Origin of the sequence: Alishewanella aestuarii B11, from assembly GCF_000280055.1 — a bacterium.
In the GTDB taxonomy this organism is placed as follows: domain Bacteria; phylum Pseudomonadota; class Gammaproteobacteria; order Enterobacterales; family Alteromonadaceae; genus Alishewanella; species Alishewanella aestuarii.
This window is the reverse complement of record NZ_ALAB01000005.1, coordinates 263,896-290,097: the sequence shown is the minus strand read 5'-3', so window position 1 is coordinate 290,097 and position 26,202 is coordinate 263,896. Positions and strand designations below refer to the sequence as shown.

The following is a 26,202-nucleotide window of genomic DNA, read 5'->3' as shown; positions in this document are numbered from 1 at the left end:
ACTACCCAGCTAAGGGCGCTGCCCCAACCTCAACGCTACTGGTGCTAATCATTACGCAGGTTCTAACTCAGTGCACCGGGCAGCATCTAAAACTATGGCGTCTAGGCAGCAGGTTTAAAACACCGAATTCCCCACGGCATACTTAGTTAACAACTGCTTCGCCATCCCTGCCTTAGCCGCTAACCTAAGCCCCTGCTGCCGCAACAACGAAAGCGGAGCTGACTCCCGGCTAAAGGTCTGATAAATCACATCCATCGCACCCATCATCAGCGTATTCTGCATACGCCGCTGCCGCTGATACTGTTGTAAACTATCCGCATCCGTGAGGGACTTGCCAGCGCTTAAATTCGCCGCCAGCTGTTCAACCAATAACATCGCATCAGCAAAGCCCAGGTTCACCCCCTGCCCGGCCAGCGGATTAATGGTATGCGCCGCATCGCCGGCTAGTACCACCCGGCCTTTTACGTATTGCTGTGCCTGCATCCGCGCCAGCGGAAACCAGGCTGAGCCTTTTAGCTTAATCGCACCCAGCTCTGGCGGGAATGCATCAATAAAGGCCTGCTCTAAAGCTCTGGGGCTTAACGCCGCCAATTGCTTCACTTTGGCTGCTTCGTCATACCAGACTAAGGACGCCTGCGCGCCAGGTAAGGGTAAAAAGGCGCGCGGGCCGCTGGGGTAAAACTGCTGCCAGGTAATATCCTGCTGCGGATAAGGTGTATCGACATAGGCTACCAGACAAGCTTGCTGATATTGCCAGCCGGCAGTACCAATGCGCGCCAGCTGCCGCACTTTAGACTGGGCACCATCGGCGCCAATTAGCAGCTGGCAATGTAACTTACGGTCATCGCTGAGTGTTAAGTCAACGCCCTGCTCGTCTTGCCGTAGCGCAGTAATTTCACAGTCAGTCAGTACCGTGATTGGCTCAGCAAATTGCTGCCACAGTGCCAGCTGTACCAAATTATTTTCGACAATATGGCCAAGGTGACGCTCGCCAATCTCACTGGCAGCAAAGCGCAGCTGCGCCTTGCCCTCGCCTGCCTGTAAATATTGATACGGACACAGCCGCATTTGCTGCAGGTTTTGCCAGGCGCCGAGTTCTGTCAGCCAACGTTCAGAACGCAGATTTAACGACGACACCCGTAAATCAATCGCACTTTGCGCCTCGAACGGCGCTGGCGCCTGGCGCTCCAACACGGTAATCGACAAGCCTAAGCGACTGAGTGCAACAGCCAGGGCTGCACCGACCATACCGCCGCCGCTGATCACCACATCGCTGGTTATGAGGTTTTGCATCTTTTTGTCCTGCTTTTCCCGCACTGCGGCAAGTAATTCCGGTAAAATTTTGCTAAGGTTAACAACAATTTTGTAGCGTGCAAAACAGCCAGATCAAATAAGGCGAAAAAAGATTGACGGCTGACTGAAAATGCGGCATTTTGCGCGCCCTGTTGCCCGGCCACGCCGCGGCAGCAAAGCGATAGCCGACAACTGGCAAAGCTGATGTCGACTATATACGCCGGTACCCTGAAGACCGGACTTATCACTGCTGACTTGGAGAGATCTGATGCGTAATGTAACGGTTGCTGCTACCCAGATGATTGGTGGCTGGAATGTCGAAGAAAATATCGCCCGCGCGGAAAAACTGGTGCGCCAGGCGGCGGCTCAGGGCGCACAAATCATTCTGTTACAGGAACTGTTCGAACGTAACTATTTCTGCCAAAAGCAAAAGCCTGAGTATTTAGGTTTTGCCGTGCCGGTAGAAGAAAACCCGGCGATAAAACACTTTGCCAAGATTGCCAAAGAGCTGGCAGTGGTGCTGCCGATCAGTATTTATGAGCGTGCCGGCAACTGCCTGTATAACACTGTGGTGATGCTGGATGCCGATGGCAGCAATATGGGCATTTACCGCAAGAGCCATATTCCGGATGGCCCGGGTTACAGCGAAAAATACTACTTCACCCCGGGCGATACCGGTTTTAAAGTCTGGAATACCCGTTATGCCAAAGTGGGCGTCGGTATTTGCTGGGATCAGTGGTTCCCGGAGTGTGCCCGTAGTATGGCACTGCTGGGCGCTGAGCTGATTTTCTACCCCACTGCCATTGGCAGTGAGCCGCATGATGCCACTATTAATTCCCGTGACCACTGGCAGCGCACGCAGCAGGGTCATGCGGCGGCAAACTTAACGCCGGTGATCGTATCTAACCGCATTGGTACTGAAACCGAGGGCGATTTCTCCATTACCTTCTATGGCAGCTCCTTTATTGCTGACCACAGCGGTGCCAAGGTACAGGAAGCGAATGAAACTGACGAAGCAGTACTGGTCCATACCTTTGATTTAGATGAAGTAGCCGCCATTCGTCGCGCCTGGGGCGTGTTCCGTGACCGTCGCATCGATATCTACGAAACGCTGCTGACCAAAGACGGCAAAATCAACCCGGAGAACAGCAAGTGAGCCAAACGCTAACCTCTACCCCAAAACAAGACGGCTTTAGTATGCCGCCCGAGTGGGCGCCGCATAAGCAAACCTGGATGATTTGGCCAGAGCGCACTGACAGCTGGCGTTTAGGTGCCAAGCCGGCACAAGCCGCCTTTGTTACCGTCATTAAAGCCATTGCCGGCTTTGAACCGGTATCAGTTGGCGTATCGGCGGCACAGTATGCCAATGCCTACGCCCAGCTCAACCAGGCCAATACCAAGTTCCCAATCCGGGTGGTCGAAATTTCCAATAATGACGCCTGGTGCCGTGATACCGGCCCGACCTTTGTTACCAATGGTAAAGGAGAAGTCCGTGGCGTGGACTGGACCTTTAACGCCTGGGGTGGCCTGAATGGCGGCCTGTATTTCCCCTGGGATCGCGATGATCAGGTTGCCAGTAAAATTCTTGGCATAGAAGAGCTGCCGCGCTACCGCACCGAAGGCTTTGTGCTGGAAGGTGGTGCTATTCATGTCGATGGTGAAGGCACCCTGCTGACCACAGCTGAATGCTTGCTCAATGCCAACCGCAACCCGCATTTAAGCCGCGAACAGATTGAAGCTATGCTGCGCGAGCATCTGGCGATTGAAAAAGTGCTGTGGCTGGAAGACGGCATCTTTAATGATGAAACTGACGGTCATGTCGATAATATGGCTTGCTTTGTCAAACCCGGTGAAGTGTTGTTAGCCTGGACTGACGATAAGAACGATCCGCAGTATGCCCGCAGCAAAGCGGCGCTGGACTATTTAGAAGCCAGTACCGATGCGAAGGGCCGCAAAATTAAGGTGCATAAGCTGCCGGTACCTGCGCCGATTATCGCCAAAGCCGAAGAATATGCGTCTGTCGATCAGTCAATGGCCGCGATCCCTCGCGAAGCCAATGCCCGTCTGGCCGGCTCTTACATTAATTTCTATTTATGTAATGGCGGCCTAATTCTGCCCACCTTTGATGATCCGAACGATCAGGTCGCAGCAGAGATCCTGCAGCAGCTGTTCCCGGCGCATCAGGTAGTGACGGTACCCGGCCGGGAAATCCTGCTGGGCGGCGGTAATATTCACTGTATCACCCAGCAGCAACCTGCTGGCTAATCGCGAGCGTAACGACCATGGCCAAAGCCTGCGCCTTACATATTCTGGTAAAAAGCCGCGAACAAGCGGAAAAGCTGAAAAAGCAGCTGGAGCAAGGCGCCGACTTTGGCAAACTGGCAAAACAACACTCATTGTGTCCGTCCGGTAAAAAAGGCGGTGACCTCGGTGAGTTTCGTAAAGGCCAGATGGTCAAGCCCTTTGACGATGCGGTCTTTAAAGGGCCGCTGTTAAGTGTGCAAGGGCCGGTTAAAACCCAGTTTGGCTTTCATTTGATCAAAACCCTCTATCGCAGTTAGCTCGCTATTTGCCGTCTGCAATACGCTCTGCTAAGCTGAATCAGTCTGAAAAAAGCCTTGTAAAGGACGGCCAATGCAAACTGAGACCATCACCTACCTGAAAGAACATGCCAATACGCTGGAACTACAGGAAGAGCTACTGATAACCAAAAACGGTAAGCCGGCTTTTGTGGTGCAGTCCTATCAGGATTATCAATTCCAGCAGGATACCCTCGCTTTATTAAAATTATTAAAACTTTCCGAAAAGTCATTACAAGATAAGGCATTAACGCTGGAGCAAGCCTTTGACTAGTGGCTACACGCTGGTCGCCTCGCCACTGTTTCGTTTATCCCGCCAAAGGTTGCAGGCATTTTTAACCGAAAAGTATTCCGCAGAACTGGTGGATAAAACACTGGCGAGTATTAAAGAGCAGATCGCCACGACTTTACCCGCGCAGCCACTGATTGCGCCAATTAGCGAACGCTTGTTCAAGCTCGGCTTAACGGAATACCGGCAATGGCAGTTGGATAAACATAATCTGTTGTTTTATCAGGTGGATGCTAAGCAGCAACAGCTTGAGCTATTACTGCTAATGGATAGCCGGCAAAATGTGCAAAAGCTTCTCTATGAATTAACCTTATTACTGTAAAGCTTGTTGTTGGCAATGGATGATCTGGTGGCAGATATTTTAAGTCTGATTGAATAAGCAGTAGCGGCCGCACCCGCTGCCGCCGCTGTTGTGAAACTGTTGTGTCGCGGTGTTGTTAGGCCTTACCCAGTGCTTTAGCTCTGAGTTTGGCTTTAAGTTTGCCGGCAGATTGCTTTTTCGCCGGGCCATCATGCCGAGCACCTGGCCGCTGTCCGGGTTTACGCGCCAGCTGTTCTTCTGGTGGCTGAAAACTGGGGTCGTGCTCATAACCCGGTACGATCTGGGTTGGCAGGACCTGCTGGGTCAGTTTTTCAATATCCTGCAAAGCGCCGAGTTCATCCGGCCCCACCAGCGTGACCGCTACGCCACTTAAACCAGCACGCCCGGTGCGGCCAATCCGATGGACATAGTCCTCGGCCACCTGAGGCAGATCGTAGTTCACCACATAGGGTAACTCACTGATATCCAAACCACGGGCGGCGATATCGGTCGCCACTAAGATCCGCACCTTACCCTGTTTAAATTCGTCCAGTGTGCGTTGCCTTGCTCCCTGCGCCTTATCGCCATGGATCGCGGCTGTGGTCAGGCCGTCTTTTTGCAGTTGTTTCGCCAGCCGGTCGGCACCATGTTTGGTGCGGACAAAGATCAGCACCTGTGGCCAGTTTTGCATGCCAATCATATGCGAAATCAATTCGCGCTTGCGATGACGATCGACCAGATAAACTTGTTGGGTGACGCGGTCTGCAGTTGCGTTAGCGGTGGCCACCTCTATTAATACCGGCTTATTTAACAGCTCATCGGCCAGAATTTTAATCTCTTTGGAATAGGTCGCCGAAAACAGCAGGGTCTGCCGCTGTGCCGGCAACTTGGCCATAATGCGTTTAATATCAACAATAAACCCCATATCCAGCATGCGGTCTGCTTCATCCAGCACCAGCACTTCCAGCTGACTTAAATCAATGGTCTGTTGATGTAGATGATCAATTAAACGCCCCGGCGTGGCGACCAGAATATCCAGCCCTTGCTCAGCCTCATCATATTGCGGCCGGATTGACACCCCGCCATAAAATACGGCACACCGCACTGACAAATAGCGGCTATAGGTTTGCACACTTTCAAATACCTGTTGCGCCAGCTCGCGGGTGGGCGTTAATACCAATACTCTAACTTGGGCTGGTTGTAAGACTTTCGGCGCATTGAGCAGTTGTTGCAGCAATGGTAAGGTGAATGCCGCCGTTTTGCCGGTACCGGTTTGGGCGCCAGCCAGCACATCTTTGCCACTCAGGATCGGCGGGATAGCTTGCTGCTGCACTGGCGTAGCAGCCTGATAGCCCTGCTCAGCTAAAACACGTAGAATAGGCTCTGCCAGAGCCAGGGTTTGAAATTGCATGCGATGTTCCGAACTAGTTTTTCGTCAAGCTGTGTCAGCCGGCTATTATAGCAGGGCGACGGCGCCGGAGATATGATGCCGTGTCCGACTGGTATCTTTATCTGATCCGTACCGCACAAGGGCAACTCTATACCGGCATTAGTACCGATCCTGTGCGGCGCCTGCGCCAACATCGGGGCGAATTAGCCGGTGGCGCTAAGTCGCTGCGCGGTAAGGGCCCGCTGACCCTGGTTTATCAACAGCCTTACCCCTGTCGCGCCAGCGCCAGTAAAGCTGAGTATCAGGTTAAGCAACTCAGTAAAGCCGCTAAGGAACAGTTAATTTCGCGTTCTGCCCCTTTAACCAACAGCGAGTAGAAGATGGAAAATTTTTACCTGGTATTGGCCTATTTGCTTATTGGCATGCTGTTACGCCGTTTACCCGCCATGCCGGACAACAGTGGTTTAGTGCTGAATATCTATGTGCTCTATGTGGCATTACCGGCGCTGATCCTGAAAAATATCAAGTTGCTGGAGTTCTCCTTTGCCCTGTTGATCCCGGCTGTCACCCCCTGGTTGCTGCTGTTGGTGGTGGTGGCCACAGTATTGCTACTCAGCCGGTTATTTGGCTGGTCCCGCGAAGTCACCGGGGCTTTGCTGGTGATCCTGCCGCTGGGCAATACCTCTTTTCTTGGCTTTCCGATGACCGAAGCGCTGTTTGGTCAAACCGCCATGCCTTATGCCGTGGTGTATGACCAGATTGGTTCCTTTATTGCGCTGGCAACCTATGTCACTATCGTGGCGGCGATCTATAGCCCAACAATGACTAAGCCAACCCCCAAGGCGATTTTGCTGAAGATTATTGGTTTTCCGTCTTTTATTGCGTTGATCGTTGGCTTGCTGATCCGGGATTTTAGTCTGCCGCCACTGGCAGTATCACTGGTGGATAATCTGGCCGCGACCCTGGTGCCGGTGGTGATGATTGCGGTTGGCTTTCAGCTCAGTTTCCGCTTTAGTAAAGCTGAAGTGTCACCTTTGATTAGCGCACTCTGCATCAAACTGGCTTTGATGCCAATCAGTGCCTGGCTAATTTGGCGCGCGCTGGGACAGGAAGGTCTGGCGGTACAAATCAGTATCTTTCAGGCGGCGATGCCGCCGATGATTTCGGCCGGCGCTATCGCCATTATGGCAGGTCTGGCGCCACGCTTAGTCAGCGGCGTGATCGGTTTTGGTATTCTGGCTGGCTTAGTGACCCTGCCGGTGGTGTATTGGTTGCTTAGTTAGCGTACGGCCGCTAACGGCTGCTTATCAGGCGTCCAGCGGCTTTTGCTGTTCCAGCTTTTTGATATGTTCGGTCAGGCCAAGCGCCTTTTCTACATCCAGCATAATGGCAATGCCAGTATCCAGCTTTTCGTCCAGGCCGCCGACGCGTACCAGTTCGCCGCTATGCGTTATCGGGCGTTTAATCGCTTTCCAGCCGGGTATCCAGTCGTATTGTGGTAATGCGGTTACCGACAATTTCATCCACAGTTAATTTTATCGCGCCGATAATTACCTCAGCTCCAGCCACAACCTCAGTGCTCAGTTTTTCCCGGCAATACTCATCCAATGTTAGCTCAGCATCCTGCCCCGTAAAATCCAGGTTATAACACCAAGCCAGATCACTAAACCGACTCGCCCCTTTTAACCTTAGCGTAGTGGGTAATTCAGGGTTAATAAAACCTGGCTCAGAAAAAATTTGCTCCAGCATCGGTTTATAATCTTTTTTCAGCACCACAAACAGATGATCACCAGCCTCTAGCACCGTTGAACCTCGCGGCGGAATAATTTGCTCCTGCCGGGTAATCATGGCAACCACCACCCCCTCAGGTAAGGCCATCCGGGACAAGCGGCGATTGATCGCTCTCGATCCTGCTGCCAGGGTGTACTCGACAATTTCGGCGTCAACATCCCCTAAGGCGGTAATTTCCAGTGTTGCCGCTGGCTTGGCTGTTACCGGTTCAATCAAATCCAACTTTTTAGCAACCCAAGCCAGAGTGGAGCCTTGTAAGGTTGCGGAAATTAACACCACGAAAAACACCGCGTTGAAAATAAGTTCCGCACCCGGCAAGCCATACATTAGTGGAAAAATCGCCAGGATAATCGGTACTGAGCCACGCAGCCCAACCCAGGACACCAGAGTCATCTGCCGTAGTGAAAAGCCAAACCATTTCAGCACCGGCAATACCGCCAATGGTCGGGCGACAAAAATTAGCACTGCGGCGATCAGTAACCCTTGCCACCAAACATCCAGCAGTGAGCTGGGGTTAATCAGTAACCCTAACATCACGAACATCATAATCTGGCTTAGCCAGGCCAAACCATCATGGAACAGAAAGGTCGTTTTCTGAAACGCAAATTTGTTATTACCAATCATCACACCACAGATAAAGATGGCCAGGAAGCCACTACCACCGAGATTAGCCGCCAGACCAAAGGATAGTAAACCGGCAGCCGCTACTAACACCGGATATAAGCCGGTTGCCTGCAGTTGGATCCGGTCCAGCAGTTGCAGCGTTAGATAACCAATCAATAAGCCGACCAGGGCGCCACCACCCATCTGTAAAAAGAATAGCTGCAATACGCCAACACCGGGTTTTAAGCCATTTACCAGCACTTCCAGTAGTGTGACAGTCAGGAAAATTGCCATCGGATCGTTCGAGGCACTCTCAATTTCCAGAGTCGACTTCAATCGCTCGTTCAGATTAATGCCGGCATTACGTAATAGTGAGAATACCGCTGCTGCATCAGTTGAACCGACGATAGCGCCGATCAGCAAACCTTCCATTAAGCTGATTGGCAGAATATAACTGGCCGCGACACCGGTGATCAGCGCCGTTACCATAACCCCCAAGGTTGCCAGAATTGATGCTGGCTTCCAGACTTTTTTCACAGCACTTAGCGGCGTCTGCAAGCCCCCATCAAACAAGATAAAGGCTAACGCAATGGTGCCGACCGCGTGCGCGAACTGCGGATTGTTAAAGGCTAAACGGCCAAACCCTTCCTCTCCGGCTAACATCCCGACTAATAAAAACAGCACCAGCATCGGTAAACCCAACCGGGCCGACAGCTTACTGGACAGAATACCCAGTAGAATCAGCACAGAGGCAACGAGAATAAGCTGGTCAATCAAAAACATAGTCGGTCCTTTTACGGCAAAGCCTGATAAATAAGGGTTAATATGGAGCCATAACGTCCGGTTTCAAAGCTATCTCCGCTAAAACGGTAGCTGTCACCCTCGGCAACGATTGGGCTGTGCTTTTTATTGGTAAGTAGTACCACCAATAATCGCTGTTCCGGATCGATTACTGTCGCAGTGCCGGTCCAACCGGTATGACCATAGGCACTGTCGCTGGCATAGGCACCAAAGTGCCAGTCTAAGTCGCCCTGCACCGCGGTGCGCCAGCCCAGTCCAAAGCGATGGTCATAGGGTGACGGCGCCACAAACTGCGCCAGGGTTGCCGGTGTAAAAAACTGCTGCCAGCCATAACCACCACCTTGTATACTTAACGCCATCAACACGGCCAGTTCTTCAGCGGTGCTAAACAAACCGGCATGGCCTGCCACGCCCTGAAATGAATAGAAGGCTTTTTCATCATGCACTTCGCCAACGATAACGCCCTGACGATTTGCCGGAAAACTCACCCGACCGCCGCGGCTGTTACCATCGAGCTCTGTTGCGGCAATCTGCTCGCGGCTAAAGCCATGTTGCAGCGGATTAAACAGGGTGTGGGATAACCCCAGCGGTAAATAAAACTGCTGACGCAGATACTGATCCAGTGACAGGCCACTGAGTCGCTCAATTAGCATCCCCAGCAGCATATAGTCGACATCACTGTAGACTGCGGCCGTGCCACGCTCAGTCGCAAACGGGACCTGAGTCAGAATAAGCTGCTCCGTATCGGCTTTATTTAACGAATAGAACTGCGGGCCATGCCGGTTATCCGGGCGAAAAAAATGCACCTCGGGCGCATAGCCGGCTGTGTGGTACAGCAGGTCACTGACCGTGCGCTGCTCGCGGCCATCGCCCTGATACTCAGGCAGATAATACTGTACCGGCTTAGTCACATCCAGCTTACCCTCACTGACTAAGCGCATCAGCGCATAGTTAGTGGCATACATTTTACTGTTAGAGGCGATATCAAACAGCGTATCGGTTTGCATCAGCCGCGGCTGGCTCAGCAGTGTTCCGTCCGCCTGGTAGCGCTCGGCATAGCCATAGGCACTGTGTTTAATAATGACGCCATCTTTTACCACCACTAGCACGGCACCGGGAAAGCCTTGCCTGATCTCCTGCTCTATTAACTGGTCAACGGCACTAAAGGCGGTGGCATAAGAGGTCAGATCGCTGCGTAATGTCGGATAAGGGATGCTAATTTGTACCTGTGCATTGGCCGGCTTGATACTGACCAACTCCAGCCGGTTCTCGCCATTACGGGTTAGCTTCGAAATATCAATCCGTTGCTGTTGCGCTGTGGCTGTAAGCGTCAGCAGCTGTTGATTCAGCCTGAGTTGTAACTCCTGTGCCTGTTGCAGATCGATCAATAACTCGCCCTGACCGGCATAAGCCAGAAAACGCCGTTTATTATTTACCGCAACACGCTCACTGCGCTGCTCCGGCCAATGCAACACCAACTGGCCACGCTGCTCGGCCAGTACCAGTTGTTCGGCTGCGCTAACCATGCGACTGGGAGCTTGCGGCGACAAACTACACGCCACCAGACTAAGCAACAGGCAACCGCTAAATACTAAACGTCCTAACATACCGTTCCACCGCTTCTTTTTTCAGATTTCGCCAATGCTGCCGCCAAAAATGACACAGCCGGCGTTAAACAACCGGCTGTGTTGAAAAGACTACATTTGGCAGCAGGCATTCGCTGCCAGGCCGGTCATTACTGCAAGGTGACTTTGGCAAATTTACGTTTACCGACCTGATAAATTTGGCTGCTGCCTTTCGCGACATCCAGCTTGCTATCTTCAATCTTTTGCTCACCGTTTAATTTCACCGCGCCTTGCTTAATCATCCGGATCGCCTCTGACGTGCTGTCGACCAGGCCGGCTTCTTTTAACAGATTGGCGATCGGCATACTGGCAGTGTCAGTGCTGACCACCACCTCTGGAATATCATCCGGTAACGCATTTTTACTAAAGCGCTGGATAAAATCCTGATGCGCCGCTTCGGCTGCCGCCTCATCATGGAAACGGGCAATAATCTCTTTCGCCAGCAAAATCTTCACATCGCGCGGGTTGGCACCGGCTAACACGTCCTGCTTTAACTGCTGGATTTCCGCTAACGGCCGGAAGCTTAACAAATCATAGTAGCGCCACATCAGATCGTCAGAAATCGACATAATTTTGCCAAACATCTCGGTCGGGGCATCGGTAATGCCGACATAGTTGCCCAGCGACTTGGACATCTTCTGCACACCGTCCAGACCTTCCAGTAATGGCACCATCATTACGGTTTGCGGCCGCATACCTTCTTCTTTTTGTAGCTCACGACCCATTAGCAGGTTAAAGCGCTGATCGGTGCCGCCCATCTCGACATCGGCTTCTAATGCTACGGAGTCCCAGCCCTGTACCAGCGGATAGAGGAACTCGTGGATCGAGATTGATTGGTTGTTGGCAAAACGCTTTTTAAAATCGTCGCGCTCCAGCATCCGCGCTACCGTCTGGCGTGACGCCAGCTTAATCATACCGGCTGCACCCAACTCACCCATCCACTGCGAGTTAAAGGCAACCCGGGTTTTCGCCGGATCCAGAATTTTAAACACTTGTTCTTTGTAAGTTTCGGCGTTTGCCAGCACATCCTCGCGGCTTAGCGGCTTGCGGGTCACGTTTTTACCGCTTGGATCACCAATCATGCCGGTAAAGTCACCGATCAGGAAAATCACCTCATGGCCCAGCTGCTGGAAAGTCCGCAATTTATTAATCAGTACCGTATGGCCTAAATGCAAATCAGGAGCGGTGGGATCAAAGCCGGCCTTGATCTTTAGCGGCTTGCCTTCTTTTAATTTGGCAATTAGCTCTTCTTCCAGCAGAATTTCTTCGCAACCGCGTTTCAGCTCTGCTAATGCCTGTGCCCAATCGGCCATTTTATACTCCTGCAATCTTGCTTTTTCGCTCATAGAACAGCCATTCTAGCTGATGTTCCGCCATGACGAAACGTAGAAAAGTCTGGTATCACCGAAAAAAAGGGTTTATGCTCGGTTTTTGTGCATTTTCAGCAAGCGGGGGTTTTCCGATGCAACAACTGGTCTCACAACTTCCGTCCCGCCATCGTCTGTTGATCCTAGTGGTTTCTGTCTTACTGGCCCTGATCTTGTTGATCCCGTCAGAGCAGGCATCGGCATCACGCAATAGTGATACGCCGGATGCGGTGATTAAATTACAGTGGGATAGTGTGCAGCGCGCCCAGGCACCAACCGCGGCTAATACGACTACAGCCAGTAATGCAACAGCTATCTCTGAGCCCAACGAGCCCGAAAACACTGCACCAGCGTTAAACTGGCAAACCGTAACAGTACAATCCGGTGATATTTTATCGGCCTTGTTCCGTAAAGCCGGTGCCAGCCAGCAAAGCATGCAACAAATTCTCGATCTGGGCCGGCAAACCCGTACCCTGACCCGCTTATTTCCGGGCGAGCAACTGGAATTCGGCCTGGATCAGGCCGGTGAGTTACAGCAACTACGCTATGCCATCAACCGGCTGCAAAGCCTGGAGATCAGTCGCCAACCCGATGGCAGCTTTGTTGCCAACGAAGTCAGTAAACCGGTCGAACGGCAGCAACAGTTTCTGGCCGGTGAAATTCGTCACAGTTTCTGGCAGGCCGGATTAGCGGCGGGTTTATCAGAAGGCCAGATTATGCAACTGGCCGGGATCTTTGGCTGGGACATTGACTTTGCGCTGGATCTGCGCGCCGGCGATCATTTTGCCGTGTTGTTAAAAGCAGAATTCCTCGACGGCGAACCGCTGGGGAGCGGCACCATCCTGGCCGCGGAATTTACCAATCAGGGACAGCATTATCAGGCCGTACTGCATACCGATGGTAACTACTACAAACCGGATGGCCAGAGTATGCGCCAGGCGTTTTTACGCGCACCGGTCAGTTTCCAGTATGTCAGCTCCAACTTTAATCCACGCCGTTTACATCCGGTATTAGGTACAGTGCGGGCCCATAATGGTACTGACTATGTGGCGCCTGTCGGCACGCCCATTATGGCGGCCGGCGATGGCCGGGTTACGCACTCGGCCTATAATGAGCTTAACGGCCACTATGTGTTTATTCAGCACTCGAATAATATCGTGACCAAGTATCTGCATTTGTCACGCCGTGACGTGAAAAGCGGACAACGGGTGCGCCAGGGCCAAACCATTGGCCGTTTAGGTGCCACCGGCCGGGTTACCGGTGCCCACCTGCATTATGAGTTTATTGTTGATGGGGTGCACCGCAACCCGCGTACCGTAAAGTTACCTCAGGCCACACCGTTAACCGGCCAGGCGAAGCAGCAATTTAGCCAGAATGCGACCCGACTGCTAAGCCAGTTAGCCGAGCAGCAGCAACAATATCTGGCAGCCCGCCAGACAGCGGACAGCATACAAACAGCACCCTGATTATCACCTGACAGCAGTATACATTTGATAATGTCAGGCTGTCAGGACATCGCAGCCAGGTAAGGCTTGGCGCAATAGAAAACCTAAAATGCTCACCAGGTAAAAAACCAACAGCCCCGGAACGGGGCTGTTGGTTTGATGCGAGATGACTCAGCAATGAGACTGGGCGGATTAACCTACCAGCGCCAGCAAAATACCGGCGGCGACCGCAGAGCCTATGACGCCGGCCACATTGGGTCCCATGGCGTGCATTAACAGGAAGTTATGCGGGTCGGCTTCCAGCCCCAGTTTATTCGATACCCTGGCCGCCATCGGCACAGCTGACACGCCGGCAGAACCAATCAGCGGATTAATCGGCTGTTTGGAAACCTTATTCATCAGCTTGGCCATCAATACGCCAGCGGCAGTACCGATAGCAAAGGCCACCATGCCCAGCACCAGGATCCCCAGAGTTTGCGTGGTCAGGAACTTGTCCGCACTTAAGCGTGAGCCAACTGCCAGACCAAGGAAGATGGTGACAATATTAATCAGCTCGTTTTGCGCCGTTTTGCTGAGCCGGTCGACCACACCACATTCTTTCATCAGGTTGCCCAAACAGAACATCCCGACTAACGGTGCTGCGGTGGGTAACAATAAAATGGTCAGGATCAGCAGTAACAGCGGGAACACAATTTTCTCGCGCTTACTGACAACCCGCAGCTGGGTCATCTGGATCTTCCGCTCCTCTACTGTAGTCAGGGCCCGCATAATAGGCGGCTGGATCAGCGGCACCAGTGCCATATAGGAATAGGCAGCTACAGCAATAGCCCCCAATAGATCCGGCGCCAGCCGCGAGGCCAGAAAGATCGCCGTTGGCCCGTCAGCACCGCCGATAATGGCGATAGCTGAGGCCTCTTTCAGGGTAAAGCTTAAACCCGGCACCCAATTCAGTGCGATGGCGCCAAACAGGGTGGCAAAGATGCCAAACTGGGCGGCGGCGCCGAGAAACATGGTTCGCGGATTGGCAATCAGGGCGCCAAAGTCGGTCATAGCGCCTACGCCCAGAAAGATCAGCAGTGGAAACAAGCCAGAGGCAATCCCCATTTCATAAAACAGATAGAGGATGCCACCAGGCTCACCCATGCCGGCTAGCGGAATATTGGTCAGGATAGCGCCAAAACCAATAGGCACTAATAACAGCGGTTCAAAGCCTTTGGCGATCGCCAGATACAGCAAAATCAAACCCACCAGCATCATCACCACCTGGCCGGCGCTAAAATTCACCAGGCCGGTTGAGGCAACCAGCGTTTGCAAAGCTTCCATTTCCGATCCTTACTTAACGCTGTCCTAGTCAAAACTGATCAGCACATCGCCGTTTGACACGGCATCTCCGGCAGCAACATGAATTTTCGCTACCACACCATCGGCTACTGCCCGCACTTCCGTCTCCATCTTCATCGCTTCCATAATGATCACCACGTCGCCACGTTTTACCGCGGCACCGGCTTTGGTAACGACTTTCCAGATATTGCCGGCCAGTGGTGAATTTAACGTGGTGCTACCGGTAACCGAAGCACTGCCCGGGATATTCTCTGATACCACTGGCTTGATACTGCTCAGCTCGCCACTGGGTGCCACTTCCACTTCATACACCTTGCCATCAACCCGCACGCTATAGCTGGCAGGGCCCTGAACGGCAGCAGGCGCAGCTTTTACCGCCGGCGTAGCGGCAGCCTTGCTGCTGGCAGCTTGTGGAGCAGGTTCAAAGGCGGCAGGATTATTACGATTTTTCAGGAATTTCAGGCCAACTTGCGGGAACAGCGCATAGGTCAACACATCATCAATTTGCGCCGCAGCTAAATCAATTTGCTCGCTCTTGGCCAGTTCAGTCAGTTCGGCGGTAAGTTTATCCAACTCTGGCGTTAACACATCGGCCGGCCGGCAGGTAATGGCCTTGCCACCCGCCAGCACTTTTTGCTGCAGCTCCGTATTTACCGGTGCTGGCGTCGCACCATATTCGCCTTTTAGTACACCAGCGGTTTCTTTGGTAATGCTCTTATAGCGCTCGCCGGTCAGCACATTCAATACGGCCTGAGTACCAACGATTTGTGAGGTGGGTGTCACCAGCGGGATATACCCCAGATCTTCGCGTACCCGCGGGATCTCCTTTAATACCGCATCCAGCTTTTCCAGTGCGCCCTGCTCTTTGAGCTGACTTTCCATATTGGTCAGCATGCCACCTGGCACCTGCGCCAACAAAATACGAGCATCGACGCCTTTGAGCGAGCCCTCAAACTGCGCATATTTGGTTCTGACATCGCGGAAGTAGGCAGCGATTTCCGCCAATAATTCCATATTCAGACCGGTATCGCGCTCAGTGCCTTCGGTAATGGCAACCAGGGTTTCAGTGGCGCTGTGGCCATAGGTCATACTCATGGACGAGATTGCGGTGTCGAGCATATCAATACCGGCGTCCACCGCCTTTTGATAGGTCGCCGTACTTAAGCCAGTGGTGGCGTGGCATTGCATCGCCAGGGGGATCTTGACCGATTCTTTGATCCGGGTAACCAGCTCTTCACAGTCATAGGGTTTTAACAGGCCAGCCATATCTTTAATACAGATCGAATCACAGCCCATATCTTCCAGCTGCCGCGCCATATCAACCCACATATCAACAGTATGAACCGGGCTAACGGTGTAGGAGATGGTACCCTGGGCGTGAGCGCCGACTTTCAGTGCGGCCTGCACCGCAGTTTGCAAATTGCGGATATCATTCATCGCATCAAAGATCCGGAACACATCCACACCGTTCTCATGCGCACGCTCCACAAAGCGGGTCACCACATCATCGGCGTAATGCCGGTACCCCAACAGATTTTGTCCACGCAGTAGCATCTGCTGGCGGGTATTTGGCATCGCCTTCTTTAATTCACGGATACGATGCCAGGGATCTTCACCCAGATAACGGATACAGGCATCAAAGGTGGCGCCGCCCCAGGATTCAACAGACCAGTAGCCGACTTGATCCAGTTTGCTGGCGATCGGCAGCATATCTTCCAACCGCATGCGGGTGGCCAGTAAAGATTGATGTGCATCACGCAGCACCAGTTCTGTTAATAGTAAAGGCTTCGTCATGCCATTATCCTCTTGGTCCGTTATTGTTGTTGACGATATTGATGCACAGCAGCGCTAATGGCTGCTACCACCGCAGGTGAGACGCCATCACTGGCCGACTGTTCAACCCGGGTGACCTTGTCAGCCACTTTCACCGGGAAGAAGCGCTGGATGCTGTAACTCATCAGCTTCAGCAGCAGTACCAGTAAACATAAGAAGGTAAAAACCGCGATCATGCCAATCAGCATCAGGCCTGCCGCTTCCGCGAGTAAATCTGCAACCATAGGTAAATCCTGCACTATTTTCCCATTCTGCTTTCAGTATGACGCAGAACCGCCATCACCGATAATAAATTAGCCTTATAACTACTATTGATATTTCTATACGATTGCCGCTTAATAATCAAGATAAAGCCGTTTATATTTCCAGACATCTATACGTTTTATTGTGAAAAGGCAAATTTTCTGCCGGAACAATAACCACAGCACAAAACACAACAACACTAAAAATAAAGCCGGTTAAACACCGGCTTTAAGTTTTGACGCTAAATCCTGTAATAACTGCTGCCAGGCCTCACTAAGTGCGGCCACCATCGCCGGATAACCATCGGCATTCAGCGCGACCTGATATTCAAACGGCTGATAATGTTCACGCTCTGCGCTGCTTAAACGATAACGACCACTGAGTACTGCCTGGCCAGCCGCATCAGCGTTAAAGCGATCGATTTCCAGCCATAACTGCCGCGGCGCCGGAGTTGACCCTGTGGCAAGTGGTTGCTGTGGCAAGGCTAACAACAGATATTGGGTAAGTTGCCGCTGCATTTGCTGTTGCAACGCATCCGCCCACAGATGCTGCCGGGCGATCTGATACTCGACCGCCGACTGCTGCAACACCAAACCACTGCCATTCAAATAAGACGCCACCCTAAGCGGCTGGATCTGCAATGCCGGCAGGGGCTGCACTGTTGCCGTTACTGCTGGTAAGGGCGCCAGCTGATAATAGGCAATCTGCACCGGCTGGCTGCTACAGGCGGCCAGCAGCAAACTGAAACTAACTAGCAGGGTTCTCATGGCTTGGCTTTCCTCGGTTGCGGATCGGCTTGCTCACTGGCATTAATCAGTAAGGCGTTACTTTGTTGATTCAGCATTTTCAATACCGGCTGCAACTCGCGTAAGGTTTGCTCCAGCATCTGTAAGTTACTGTCCGCCCGCTCATAGGCGGCAGACCCCGGGCTGACCCCGCTCAGGGCTTGTTGTAACTGCTGTAAACTCTGCTCCAGATTGGCTGGCAGTTGTTGTAGCTCAGGTTGGGTGATAAAGCTCTGCACGCTCTGTAACAGTTGTTCGCTGCTGCTAAGCAGTTGCTCGGTCGCCGCCAGGGTTTGCTGACCCTGAGTTAAGAATTGTTCCAGCTCAAGATTGTTAATTTTATCCAGCGCCAACAGGACTTTCTGCTCGATATTGCTCAGACCGCTGCGCGCAGCCGGCAAGCTGGGATAACCGGCTTGTTTACTCAGGGCCACCTGCTCCTGATAAAGCTGCTGCTGTTTGCTATCAGCCAGTAATTCATTGTTAATATCTAAATCAACGTAGAGGGCACCGGTCAGCAGATTGCCGGTTTTCAGCATCGCATGCAGGCCACGATCGACCGCCTGTTGCAACTCAACGCCCAGTTGCTGCAACGTCAGGTTCTCGTACAGGCGACCGGCTTCAATCCGGATCAGTACCGGCACCCCCTGATTTAAAGACACCTCAAACGGCTTTTCCATGGCAAAGAAAAACGGCACACTGGCTACAGTACCAACCCGCACGCCACGGTATTCCACCGGCGCCCCGGCTTTCAGGCCCCGCACTGATTCGTCAAAAAAGACGATGTATTCAACAAACTGGTTATACATCCCTTCCTGAATACTTTGCCGATCCGGGAACAACTGAAATTCACTGCCATTGGCGGCAGCGGCTCCGGCTGGCCAGCCATCCATCAGGTCAAAGCTGACTCCGCCACTTAAAATAGTGGCCGCAGAGCCGACATCGACCGACAGGCCTTCTGCGGACAAATCAATCGCAATACCGCTACTTAACCAAAAGCGCACGTTTTCAGTGACCAGCGCATCATAGGGCTGGCGGATATACAGCTGATAGCGGGTGCTGCGCTCTGCCAGATCAAACAGGCTACTCTCAACAGTACCGACCTCGTAGCCACGGTATAACACCGGATCGCCAACCGCCAGCCCACGGGTATCGGCGGTTTTCAGCTGTACCCGGATCCCGGGCGCATCTGCCGGTGCCACCGGCGGCGTATTCAATAACGGATGGGTTAATACTACCCGCGGTGAGTCGCCGGGTTGTAATTCGATATAGGCACCCGACAATAGCGTATTCAGGCCGGTGATGCCGCCACGGCCAATTTGTGGCTTCACCACCCAGAACTGTGAGCCCTCATTCAATAGTGGCGTTACATTAGGTTTCATCCGGGCTTTGATCATGACCTGAGTCAGATCCTTACTTAGCTCAACCGATACCACCTGCCCGACATCGACACTGCGGTTTTTGATCTGGGTTTTCCCGGCAACGATGCCCTCAGCGTCTTCAGCTATCAGTAACAACATATCGCCCTGTTGCTGCTGATGGTTATAAAGCATCCACAGTCCGATCAACACCGCGGCGATGGGCACCACCCAGATCGGCGACCACTGCCGGATCGGTTTTACTTTTGCCGTATTTTGCGTTTCTGTCACACCTGCTCTCCTGTTCGCGCTGGCTGATCCCACAGCAAGCGCGGATCAAAACTGATCGCTGCCAGCATAGTAATTATCACCACTGCAGCAAAAACCAAGGCCCCGACACCTGGGTAAACACTCATTAACAAGCCAAAACGCACCAGAGCCGCCAGTATGGCGACCACTAACACGTCGACCATTGACCAACGCCCGACCCAATCCACCAGTAAATAAATGCGGGTAGTCAGTTTACTGCGCACCGCCACCGGTGCCAGCACCAGGTAACAGAGCCAGAACATGATCAGGATCTTGGCGATCGGCACCACCACACTGGCCAGCAGGATCACCAGCGCCACCGGATACTCGCCATCCTGCCACATTAATAAAAAGCCACTGATAATAGTGGAGTCGGTGACATTACCAAAGGACACCGTACGCATAATGGGCAGCAAATTGGCAGGGATATACAAAACGGCGGCCGTCACCAGCAGCGCCAGGGTTTTCTGTAAACTGGCCTGTACCCGCGGATAAACCCGGGTATGGCAGCGCGGACAATGCTGTTGTGCCAGCGGCACTATAGCCGTGCAACAGGGGCAAAGCTTAAGCTGTTGTGATAAGCCGGTTTTGCCTGCCTCCGCCGTCACTGGCACCTTAGGTGCCAGGGCCAGGCGGGACCACATTTCATGGCGGTCGATCACCTGAAAGGTCCGCAAGTGCAGTAAACAAAAAATACAGAATGCCCAAAAACTTAAACCAAGCGAAATATCTGCGTTGGCGACCAGTTTGACAAAGCTAATCAGCAGACCCATTAAAAAGATATCAACCATACTCCAGGGCTTGAGCATAAAGAGCACCCGCGCCACCCAGATCCGCGCCGGTAGCCGGTACAGCATGCCCAGCTTCAGATAGATCACCGCCGCCATGCAGAAAGCCGGCACGGCCTGAATAAATAACCACACCAGAATGGCCAGACTTTGATGGTATTCGGTAAAAAGCACGGCTGAGGTGTCGAAGAAATGCATTTCACTGCGATTACCGGCCACGCCCATACTGATAAAGGGAAACAGGTTGGCCAGCAATAACATAAACAGCGCGGACGCCGCATACAGCACCGGTCTTAATATCGGTTGCACCTGCCGCACATCCAGCTGATGATCACAGCGCTGGCAATGGGCTTGTTCGCCTTCCTGTAGTGGAGGTAGCCACTGTAACAGGTCGCAATGCCGGCAAAGCACCAACTCGCCCTGTTGCTCCGGGGCAGCGGCGTCAATATCATCGTTGATGGTCAGGCTCTGGCTGAAGGACACGGGGTTTCCGGGCTAGAAAGTCGCGCTAAGTATGCCATTTATAGCATATTTCAGCAGGGGGGAGGAATAGGTGGTGGTGTTGAAGTCTCTTCTGACAGAGCATCTTAGATAATCCACCGCATGTTCATATCCCGACTCTGTAGCGTCTTGGTCAGCGCATCCGGCGGTAATCATTCCGTACAACTTTGACGGGACACGCTGTGAATACATCCCCGTGCGGTTACAAACTTCATCCTGAAGTTTGCCCTACGGGCCAGCTAAAGCTGTTCAAATTTGCTCCCGGCAAATTTGTGTCATTTTTCATCCCTGAAAAATACATTCCCTTACAAAGTGCACGGAATGCTTACCACCTCGTTTTATATCTGCTGTGTTCTAAGATGTTTTTCGTGACGCCTAACAGATGCTATTTAAGCCCTTAGTTGCGGTAGAATTTTCGTAACAGCAGCAGGGATGCTGCGGAGGCTGAAAGGGCACAGGGATGTGATCCTTGAAGCCGGTGGAGAAAATTACTACCCAGCTAAGGGCGTTGCGCTGGTCTTGACGCTGCAAATGCTTATCATCTGGTTGGAAATAAAAAACCCGCTTAGGTTTTCACCTTAGCGGGTCTTTACGAATATGGCGGACGCGGGGATTGCAGGCGGCTATCCTGCCGCCTGCCCTGCGGGCCAGCTGAAGCTGTCCCAATTTGCTCCCGGCAAATTGGTCGAACCTAACGGAGGTTCTCACCTCCCGCGTCTATTTAGCATTGAGCTGAAAATAAAAAACCCACTTTGGCGTTAACCTTAGTGGGTTTCTTACGAATATGGCGGACGCGGGAGGATTCGAACCTCCGACCGCTCGGTTCGTAGCCGAGTACTCTATCCAGCTGAGCTACGCGTCCATAAACTTTGCATCTTACAATAACAGCGCTTCTTCTCTCGGATGGCGGACGCGGGAGGATTCGAACCTCCGACCGCTCGGTTCGTAGCCGAGTACTCTATCCAGCTGAGCTACGCGTCCATTCCGAGAAATGGCGGAGATGGAGGGATTCGAACCCTCGATAGAGTTTCCCCTATACACCCTTAGCAGGGGTGCGCCTTCAGCCACTCGGCCACATCTCCGCGCTGTGTTGCGGCGTGTATATTAATGTCTCAGGAAAATAAGTCAAACTATTTTTAGAAACGTACAGTGTGTTTGCCGAGCTTTTAAGCAATTCGCTGTTTAATTGACTTAAAAGCGGCAAAATGACGATTTTAACACTAATGAAATACAGGACGAGGCTTATTCACCTTCGCTGAAATTACCGCCATTGGTATCTTTTTCAGCTTGGATCCGCATATAAATTTCTTCACGGTGAACTGAAATATCTTTCGGCGCATTCACGCCAATCCGTACCTGATTACCTTTTACACCCAGTACAGTAACGGTTACTTCGTCACCGATCATCAGGGTTTCACCCACTCGACGCGTCAGAATTAGCATGCGATTGCTCCTTTGCCTGTCACCACAGAGCTCTGTCTCTGTGCTGTTATAAGATTAGCGCTGAATCATAGCTCAGCGCCAGTGTATTTAAAACTTTTCTTATATCCGATTATACCGTTAACTGCTTACAGCCGCTCACTAATATAGTCGAATGCCGCCTTTAATACGGCCGGCAGTGCTGCAGTATCGGTGCCACCAGCCTGTGCCATATCTGGCCGGCCACCGCCTTTACCGCCGAGCTGACCAGCTGCCCAGCCAACTAATTGACCGGCATGTACCCTGGCAGTTAAATCACTGCTCACGCCAGCAATTAAACTGACTTTGTCATCATTCACAGTGGCCAGTAACACCACTGAAGAGCCAAGTTTGTTCTTCAGCTCATCCAGCAGAGTACGCAGTGCTTTAGGATCGGTTTGTTCCAGCTGTTGCACCAGCACCTTAACCTCTCCCACTTGCTGCACATTCGCCGTTAATGAAGCCCCGGCATAACTGGCCAACTTGGCCTTTAACTGCTCGATTTCTTTTTCCAGCTGCTTGCTGCGTTCCAGCGTTTGCTGCACCCGCTCAGCCAGACTAAAGGCATCACCCTTTAACAGGCTGGCAGCCTGACTGATTTGCAGATCTAACTGCTGCAAGTACTGAATGGCGGCCGGGCCACTAACGGCTTCAATTCGCCGCACACCTGAGGCGATACCGCCTTCACTGACAATTTTAAAGAAACCTATGTCACCTGTCCGTTCGACGTGTGTACCACCACAGAGTTCAATCGAGAACTCGCCCATGCTCAGTACCCGCACTTCGTCGTCATACTTCTCGCCAAACAGCGCCATGGCGCCAGCAGCTTTCGCCGCTTCAATAGGCATTACGCGCGTCAGCAGTGGCAGGTTCAGTTGGATTTGCTCGTTAACCATTTGCTCCAATTGCTGTAGCTCAGCGGGTTTTACCGCTTCAAAATGCGAGAAGTCAAAGCGCAGCCGCTCCGGGCCAACCAGCGAGCCTTTTTGGGTCACATGCTCGCCCAGTACTTTACGCAAGGCAGCATGTAATAAGTGGGTTGCCGAGTGGTTTTTACGAATGGCATTACGCCGCGCCAGATCAATAGTCGCTTCAACCTGATCACCGACCTTTAGCTCGCTACTCGCTTCGACCTTATGGGCAAAGGCTTTGGCAATCTTTTGCGTATCCAGCACCGCCAACACAGCACCGTTCTGCAGCTTAAAGCTACCGGTGTCGCCAATCTGACCACCTGATTCGGCATAGAACGGCGTGCTATCCAGGATCACCAGGCCGGTTTCACCTGCAGCTAAGCTTTTAACCTGCTGACCTTCTTTGATAATTTCCTGTACTCTGGCATTACCAAAGTGCTCGGTATAACCGGTAAAGCCGGTTTGTACCGCTGATGTCAGTTGCTGATTATAGTCCAGACCAAAGTTACTGGCTTGCTGTGCCCGCTTGCGCTGCTCTGCCATGGCGGCATCAAAACCCGCCTGGTCAATGCTCAAGCCGCGCTCACGTGCCACGTCATTGGTCAGGTCTACCGGGAAGCCGTAGGTATCGTACAGTTTAAATACCAGCGTGCCGGGAATTTCTGTGCCGGCAAGGCCCGACAGCTCTTCATCCAGGATCTGTAAGCCCCGCTCCAGTGTTTTGCCAAACTGTTCCTCTTCCTGTTGCAGCGCTTTTTCCACAATGGCCTGTTTGCTGCGCAGCTCCGGGTAAGCGTCACCCATTTGCGCCACCAGAGCCGCCACCAGCTTATAGAAGAAGGCGCCCTTGGCACCCAGCTTGTTACCATGACGCACTGCGCGGCGGATAATCCGGCGCAAGACATAGCCGCGGCCTTCGTTCGAAGGCATAACGCCGTCAACAATCAGGAAAGTACAGCTACGGATATGATCAGCCACCACGCGTAGTGACTTGTCCGTCAGATCGGTGGCGCCGGTTGCTGCAGCCGCGGCTTTAATCAGGGCAACAAAGGTATCAATCTCGTAGTTGCTGTGTACGTGCTGCAAAATGGCGGCGATCCGCTCCAGCCCCATACCGGTGTCGACACTGGGTTTTGGCAAGGGTTGCATTTCACCGCTGGCCAGGCGGTTAAACTGCATAAAGACGATATTCCAGATCTCGATAAAACGATCGCCATCTTCTTCCGCAGAGCCCGGCGGGCCACCCCAGATATGGTCGCCGTGGTCATAGAAAATTTCAGTACAAGGACCACAAGGGCCGGTATCTCCCATCGCCCAGAAGTTATCTGAGGCATAGGGTGCACCCTTGTTATCACCAATGCGGATAATCCGGTCAGCGGGTACGCCAATCTCATTTAACCAGATATTGTAGGCTTCATCGTCCGTGGCATAGACAGTGACCAGTAACCGCTGTTTCGGCAGCTTTACCACCTCGGTTAAAAACTCCCAGGCGTAACGAATCGCATCCTGTTTAAAGTAATCGCCGAAACTAAAGTTACCCAGCATTTCGAAAAAGGTATGGTGACGGGCGGTATAACCGACGTTTTCCAGGTCGTTATGTTTACCGCCGGCGCGTACACAACGCTGTGCCGATACCGCACGGCTGTAGCTACGTTGATCCTGGCCCAGAAATACATCTTTAAACTGCACCATGCCGGCATTGGTAAATAGCAGGGTGGCATCGTTGCCGGGGATCAGCGAACTGCTTGGCACTACGCTGTGCGCTTTACTGGCAAAGAAGTCTAAAAAGGCTTGCCGGATTGCGGCGGATGTCATACTCATGAAAAATCCTGTTTAATTAATCAGCTATTATTACCTAACACAGCACGGATCTGCTCGCTGCTAAAACCGCGACGCTGCAGATACGCCATACGCTTCATTTTATCCTGATAATCAGCAATCGCTTTATCAGCAAATTTTTTCTGATAGGCGGCTTCGGCCAGGGCCCACCAATCTATTTCCAATTGCTCCGCCAGCGCGCTCAGCTCAGCTGCGGTGATTTGATGCTGCCGAGCTTCCTGCAGAATGTACTGATAGCCATAGCCCTGGCGACAGCGACTGCGCAGTAGCATTTCCAGAAAACGCTGTTCATTCTGATAGCCTTGCTGCTGACACCAGTCCAGTACTGTCTCAGCTTCTGCGCCTGAAGCGCCTTTTTGCAGGAGCTTTTGTTTCAGCTCGGCCCGGCTATGCTCCCGGCGGCTTAACCAACCGATCGCGGTTTTTCGCCAGGTTGCCAGGGTGTCCATACTCAGACCTCCAGCACTGCGTCCTTGCCCGCCGCCAGTTTTAACGCAAACAATTCGTTAAACGACAGAAAGAACGCAATGTTCAATAGTGGCACCACGACGACTAACCCCAGTAACATGGTGGGTACCGTTAACAATAACAAACCCAGGCTGAGTAAGCCAAATAACAACAGCGCCGGTATATTGCGCCAACATGCCAGAAAACTGGCCTGTAAAATTAATAACACCCGTTGTTCTTTCAAAAAGTAAGCAATAGCAACGGCATAGGCAAACAGCATGGTCGTAATTAACAAGCCGGCGACTAACAAAATCATCTGCAGCAGTAACAAGGGTTCTTGCTCACCGCTTTGTTGGGCATTCACCATCGCAGTGTACAGATGTTCCCGGAAGTGCATTAACGGCACACTGAGCAGAAAATTCAACGCCGCGATCATAATCAGAACTTGCCGGCAAAACGCCTGCTGAAACGGCCTAAACAGCCACATAATGTCAATTTTTTGCTGTTGCTGAACGCCAACAATGGCGCCATAGAGCCCGGCTGTCAGAAAGGGGCTGGCAAAAACAGCAATGATAAAAGTCAGCGTAAATTGTGCCGCCAGAAATGTGAAGACGAAGGTCAGCAACAGCATTTGAATAAACACCAGTGGGTATTGTTTAAAGATTTCCCAGGCCTGCTTAATCCAGCCGATAGCCGCATTGGCCGGTAAGCGTCTGATAATCAATTTTATCTGAAACGGCTTTTCCACTCTTGCTCCACAGTTTAGTTCAGCGTCGCGCCGAAAAATAGCGCTATCATACTGCAAACGCTGCACAATTAAGAGCCTGTTCTGTGGAAAAAGCCGGCTAAAGACCGAAATCCGGCCCGCGGGCTGACAGCAACGGCGATAAGCGTTAAGATGCCGT

General features: G+C 52.3%; 24 protein-coding genes and 3 tRNA genes. 8 read left to right on the top strand and 19 right to left on the bottom strand.

Annotated features, from left to right (window positions below):
- Positions 1–114: 114 nt before the first annotated feature.
- The gene (locus AEST_RS04280; protein WP_039925039.1) at positions 115–1,293 is read right to left on the bottom strand and encodes an FAD-dependent oxidoreductase; all 1,179 of its coding nucleotides are present in this window, start codon (positions 1,291–1,293) and stop codon (positions 115–117) included.
- Between the two features lie 268 nt (positions 1,294–1,561).
- Here AEST_RS04280 and aguB point away from each other — a divergent pair, with 268 nt between their 5' ends.
- The 5 genes from aguB (at position 1,562) to AEST_RS04255 (ending at position 4,483) form a co-directional block, all read left to right on the top strand.
- The gene (gene aguB / locus AEST_RS04275; RefSeq protein WP_008607315.1) at positions 1,562–2,449 is read left to right on the top strand and encodes an N-carbamoylputrescine amidase; all 888 of its coding nucleotides are present in this window, start codon (positions 1,562–1,564) and stop codon (positions 2,447–2,449) included.
- Complete coding sequence (gene aguA, locus AEST_RS04270; protein WP_008607314.1) at positions 2,446–3,558, top strand: agmatine deiminase; 1,113 nt, start codon at positions 2,446–2,448, stop codon at positions 3,556–3,558. The genes aguB and aguA overlap by 4 nt, the downstream gene beginning before the upstream one ends.
- Positions 3,559–3,575: 17 nt before the next feature.
- Positions 3,576–3,854: a peptidylprolyl isomerase PpiC gene (gene ppiC / locus AEST_RS04265; protein WP_008607313.1), complete on the top strand. Its 279-nt coding sequence runs from the start codon at positions 3,576–3,578 to the stop codon at positions 3,852–3,854.
- 73 nt (positions 3,855–3,927) lie between these two features.
- Positions 3,928–4,146 carry a type II toxin-antitoxin system prevent-host-death family antitoxin gene (locus tag AEST_RS04260; RefSeq protein ID WP_008607312.1) on the top strand — a complete coding sequence of 73 codons (219 nt, stop codon included), beginning with the start codon at positions 3,928–3,930 and terminating at the stop codon, positions 4,144–4,146.
- A complete protein-coding gene (locus tag AEST_RS04255; protein WP_008607310.1) occupies positions 4,139–4,483 on the top strand; it encodes a hypothetical protein in 345 nt (114 codons plus the stop codon). The genes AEST_RS04260 and AEST_RS04255 overlap by 8 nt, the downstream gene beginning before the upstream one ends.
- A 115-nt stretch (positions 4,484–4,598) precedes the next feature.
- Here AEST_RS04255 and AEST_RS04250 read toward each other — a convergent pair whose 3' ends face one another.
- Complete coding sequence (locus tag AEST_RS04250; RefSeq protein ID WP_008607309.1) at positions 4,599–5,873, bottom strand: DEAD/DEAH box helicase; 1,275 nt, start codon at positions 5,871–5,873, stop codon at positions 4,599–4,601.
- Positions 5,874–5,953: 80 nt separating this feature from the next.
- Here AEST_RS04250 and AEST_RS04245 point away from each other — a divergent pair, with 80 nt between their 5' ends.
- Together AEST_RS04245 and AEST_RS04240 are read left to right on the top strand one after the other, a co-directional pair.
- Positions 5,954–6,229, top strand: a complete 276-nt coding sequence (locus AEST_RS04245) for a GIY-YIG nuclease family protein (RefSeq protein ID WP_008607308.1) — start codon at positions 5,954–5,956, stop codon at positions 6,227–6,229.
- A gap of 3 nt (positions 6,230–6,232) precedes the next feature.
- The gene (locus AEST_RS04240) at positions 6,233–7,135 is read left to right on the top strand and encodes an AEC family transporter (RefSeq protein ID WP_008607307.1); all 903 of its coding nucleotides are present in this window, start codon (positions 6,233–6,235) and stop codon (positions 7,133–7,135) included.
- 24 nt (positions 7,136–7,159) lie between these two features.
- Here AEST_RS04240 and AEST_RS04235 read toward each other — a convergent pair whose 3' ends face one another.
- From AEST_RS04235 to tyrS, 4 genes are all read right to left on the bottom strand, one after another.
- Positions 7,160–7,375 carry a hypothetical protein gene (locus AEST_RS04235; RefSeq protein WP_008951333.1) on the bottom strand — a complete coding sequence of 72 codons (216 nt, stop codon included), beginning with the start codon at positions 7,373–7,375 and terminating at the stop codon, positions 7,160–7,162.
- Positions 7,314–9,029, bottom strand: coding sequence for a potassium/proton antiporter (locus AEST_RS04230; RefSeq protein WP_008607306.1), 1,716 nt, complete (start codon positions 9,027–9,029; stop codon positions 7,314–7,316). The genes AEST_RS04235 and AEST_RS04230 overlap by 62 nt, the downstream gene beginning before the upstream one ends.
- Positions 9,030–9,040: 11 nt before the next feature.
- Positions 9,041–10,654, bottom strand: a complete 1,614-nt coding sequence (gene pbp4b / locus AEST_RS04225; RefSeq protein WP_008607305.1) for a penicillin binding protein PBP4B — start codon at positions 10,652–10,654, stop codon at positions 9,041–9,043.
- Between the two features lie 128 nt (positions 10,655–10,782).
- Entirely contained in the window at positions 10,783–11,985 is a 1,203-nt protein-coding gene (tyrS, locus tag AEST_RS04220) for a tyrosine--tRNA ligase (RefSeq protein ID WP_008607304.1), read from the bottom strand.
- Between the two features lie 149 nt (positions 11,986–12,134).
- Here tyrS and AEST_RS04215 point away from each other — a divergent pair, with 149 nt between their 5' ends.
- Positions 12,135–13,505 carry a peptidoglycan DD-metalloendopeptidase family protein gene (locus AEST_RS04215; protein ID WP_008607303.1) on the top strand — a complete coding sequence of 457 codons (1,371 nt, stop codon included), beginning with the start codon at positions 12,135–12,137 and terminating at the stop codon, positions 13,503–13,505.
- A 171-nt stretch (positions 13,506–13,676) separates the two neighbouring features.
- Here the strand turns inward: AEST_RS04215 and AEST_RS04210 are convergent, their stop codons facing one another.
- The 13 genes from AEST_RS04210 to AEST_RS04150 form a co-directional block, all read right to left on the bottom strand.
- A complete protein-coding gene (locus AEST_RS04210; protein ID WP_008607302.1) occupies positions 13,677–14,807 on the bottom strand; it encodes a sodium ion-translocating decarboxylase subunit beta in 1,131 nt (376 codons plus the stop codon).
- Positions 14,808–14,831: 24 nt separating this feature from the next.
- The gene (gene oadA, locus AEST_RS04205; protein ID WP_008607301.1) at positions 14,832–16,619 is read right to left on the bottom strand and encodes a sodium-extruding oxaloacetate decarboxylase subunit alpha; all 1,788 of its coding nucleotides are present in this window, start codon (positions 16,617–16,619) and stop codon (positions 14,832–14,834) included.
- 20 nt (positions 16,620–16,639) lie between these two features.
- Entirely contained in the window at positions 16,640–16,882 is a 243-nt protein-coding gene (locus AEST_RS04200; protein ID WP_008607300.1) for an oxaloacetate decarboxylase subunit gamma, read from the bottom strand.
- A gap of 234 nt (positions 16,883–17,116) precedes the next feature.
- On the bottom strand, positions 17,117–17,668 hold the full coding sequence (locus AEST_RS04195; RefSeq protein ID WP_008607299.1) for a PqiC family protein: 552 nt from the start codon (positions 17,666–17,668) through the stop codon (positions 17,117–17,119).
- A complete protein-coding gene (gene pqiB, locus AEST_RS04190; protein WP_008607298.1) occupies positions 17,665–19,335 on the bottom strand; it encodes an intermembrane transport protein PqiB in 1,671 nt (556 codons plus the stop codon). Before pqiB ends, AEST_RS04195 begins: the two co-directional genes overlap by 4 nt.
- Positions 19,332–20,624: a PqiA/YebS family transporter subunit gene (locus AEST_RS04185; protein ID WP_008607297.1), complete on the bottom strand. Its 1,293-nt coding sequence runs from the start codon at positions 20,622–20,624 to the stop codon at positions 19,332–19,334. Before AEST_RS04185 ends, pqiB begins: the two co-directional genes overlap by 4 nt.
- A gap of 803 nt (positions 20,625–21,427) precedes the next feature.
- Positions 21,428–21,504, bottom strand: a tRNA-Arg gene (locus AEST_RS04180).
- A 42-nt stretch (positions 21,505–21,546) separates the two neighbouring features.
- Positions 21,547–21,623, bottom strand: a tRNA-Arg gene (locus tag AEST_RS04175).
- An 11-nt stretch (positions 21,624–21,634) separates the two neighbouring features.
- Positions 21,635–21,724, bottom strand: a tRNA-Ser gene (locus tag AEST_RS04170).
- Between the two features lie 160 nt (positions 21,725–21,884).
- Positions 21,885–22,085, bottom strand: a complete 201-nt coding sequence (gene csrA / locus AEST_RS04165) for a carbon storage regulator CsrA (protein ID WP_008607295.1) — start codon at positions 22,083–22,085, stop codon at positions 21,885–21,887.
- A 125-nt stretch (positions 22,086–22,210) separates the two neighbouring features.
- Positions 22,211–24,832 carry an alanine--tRNA ligase gene (gene alaS / locus AEST_RS04160; RefSeq protein ID WP_008607293.1) on the bottom strand — a complete coding sequence of 874 codons (2,622 nt, stop codon included), beginning with the start codon at positions 24,830–24,832 and terminating at the stop codon, positions 22,211–22,213.
- Between the two features lie 20 nt (positions 24,833–24,852).
- A complete protein-coding gene (locus tag AEST_RS04155; RefSeq protein ID WP_008607292.1) occupies positions 24,853–25,299 on the bottom strand; it encodes a regulatory protein RecX in 447 nt (148 codons plus the stop codon).
- Between the two features lie 2 nt (positions 25,300–25,301).
- Positions 25,302–26,045 carry a hypothetical protein gene (locus tag AEST_RS04150; protein ID WP_039925065.1) on the bottom strand — a complete coding sequence of 248 codons (744 nt, stop codon included), beginning with the start codon at positions 26,043–26,045 and terminating at the stop codon, positions 25,302–25,304.
- Positions 26,046–26,202: the final 157 nt, after the last annotated feature.

Coding starts and splice junctions, on each gene's coding strand:
- AEST_RS04280 (WP_039925039.1), bottom strand. CDS start 1,293: ATGCAAAACCTCATAACCAGCGATGTGGTGATCAGCGGCGGCGGTATG.
- aguB (WP_008607315.1), top strand. CDS start 1,562: ATGCGTAATGTAACGGTTGCTGCTACCCAGATGATTGGTGGCTGGAAT.
- ppiC (WP_008607313.1), top strand. CDS start 3,576: ATGGCCAAAGCCTGCGCCTTACATATTCTGGTAAAAAGCCGCGAACAA.
- AEST_RS04260 (WP_008607312.1), top strand. CDS start 3,928: ATGCAAACTGAGACCATCACCTACCTGAAAGAACATGCCAATACGCTG.
- AEST_RS04250 (WP_008607309.1), bottom strand. CDS start 5,873: ATGCAATTTCAAACCCTGGCTCTGGCAGAGCCTATTCTACGTGTTTTA.
- AEST_RS04240 (WP_008607307.1), top strand. CDS start 6,233: ATGGAAAATTTTTACCTGGTATTGGCCTATTTGCTTATTGGCATGCTG.
- AEST_RS04235 (WP_008951333.1), bottom strand. CDS start 7,375: ATGAAATTGTCGGTAACCGCATTACCACAATACGACTGGATACCCGGC.
- AEST_RS04230 (WP_008607306.1), bottom strand. CDS start 9,029: ATGTTTTTGATTGACCAGCTTATTCTCGTTGCCTCTGTGCTGATTCTA.
- pbp4b (WP_008607305.1), bottom strand. CDS start 10,654: ATGTTAGGACGTTTAGTATTTAGCGGTTGCCTGTTGCTTAGTCTGGTG.
- tyrS (WP_008607304.1), bottom strand. CDS start 11,985: ATGGCCGATTGGGCACAGGCATTAGCAGAGCTGAAACGCGGTTGCGAA.
- AEST_RS04215 (WP_008607303.1), top strand. CDS start 12,135: ATGCAACAACTGGTCTCACAACTTCCGTCCCGCCATCGTCTGTTGATC.
- AEST_RS04210 (WP_008607302.1), bottom strand. CDS start 14,807: ATGGAAGCTTTGCAAACGCTGGTTGCCTCAACCGGCCTGGTGAATTTT.
- oadA (WP_008607301.1), bottom strand. CDS start 16,619: ATGACGAAGCCTTTACTATTAACAGAACTGGTGCTGCGTGATGCACAT.
- AEST_RS04200 (WP_008607300.1), bottom strand. CDS start 16,882: ATGGTTGCAGATTTACTCGCGGAAGCGGCAGGCCTGATGCTGATTGGC.
- AEST_RS04195 (WP_008607299.1), bottom strand. CDS start 17,668: ATGAGAACCCTGCTAGTTAGTTTCAGTTTGCTGCTGGCCGCCTGTAGC.
- csrA (WP_008607295.1), bottom strand. CDS start 22,085: ATGCTAATTCTGACGCGTCGAGTGGGTGAAACCCTGATGATCGGTGAC.
- alaS (WP_008607293.1), bottom strand. CDS start 24,832: ATGAGTATGACATCCGCCGCAATCCGGCAAGCCTTTTTAGACTTCTTT.
- AEST_RS04155 (WP_008607292.1), bottom strand. CDS start 25,299: ATGGACACCCTGGCAACCTGGCGAAAAACCGCGATCGGTTGGTTAAGC.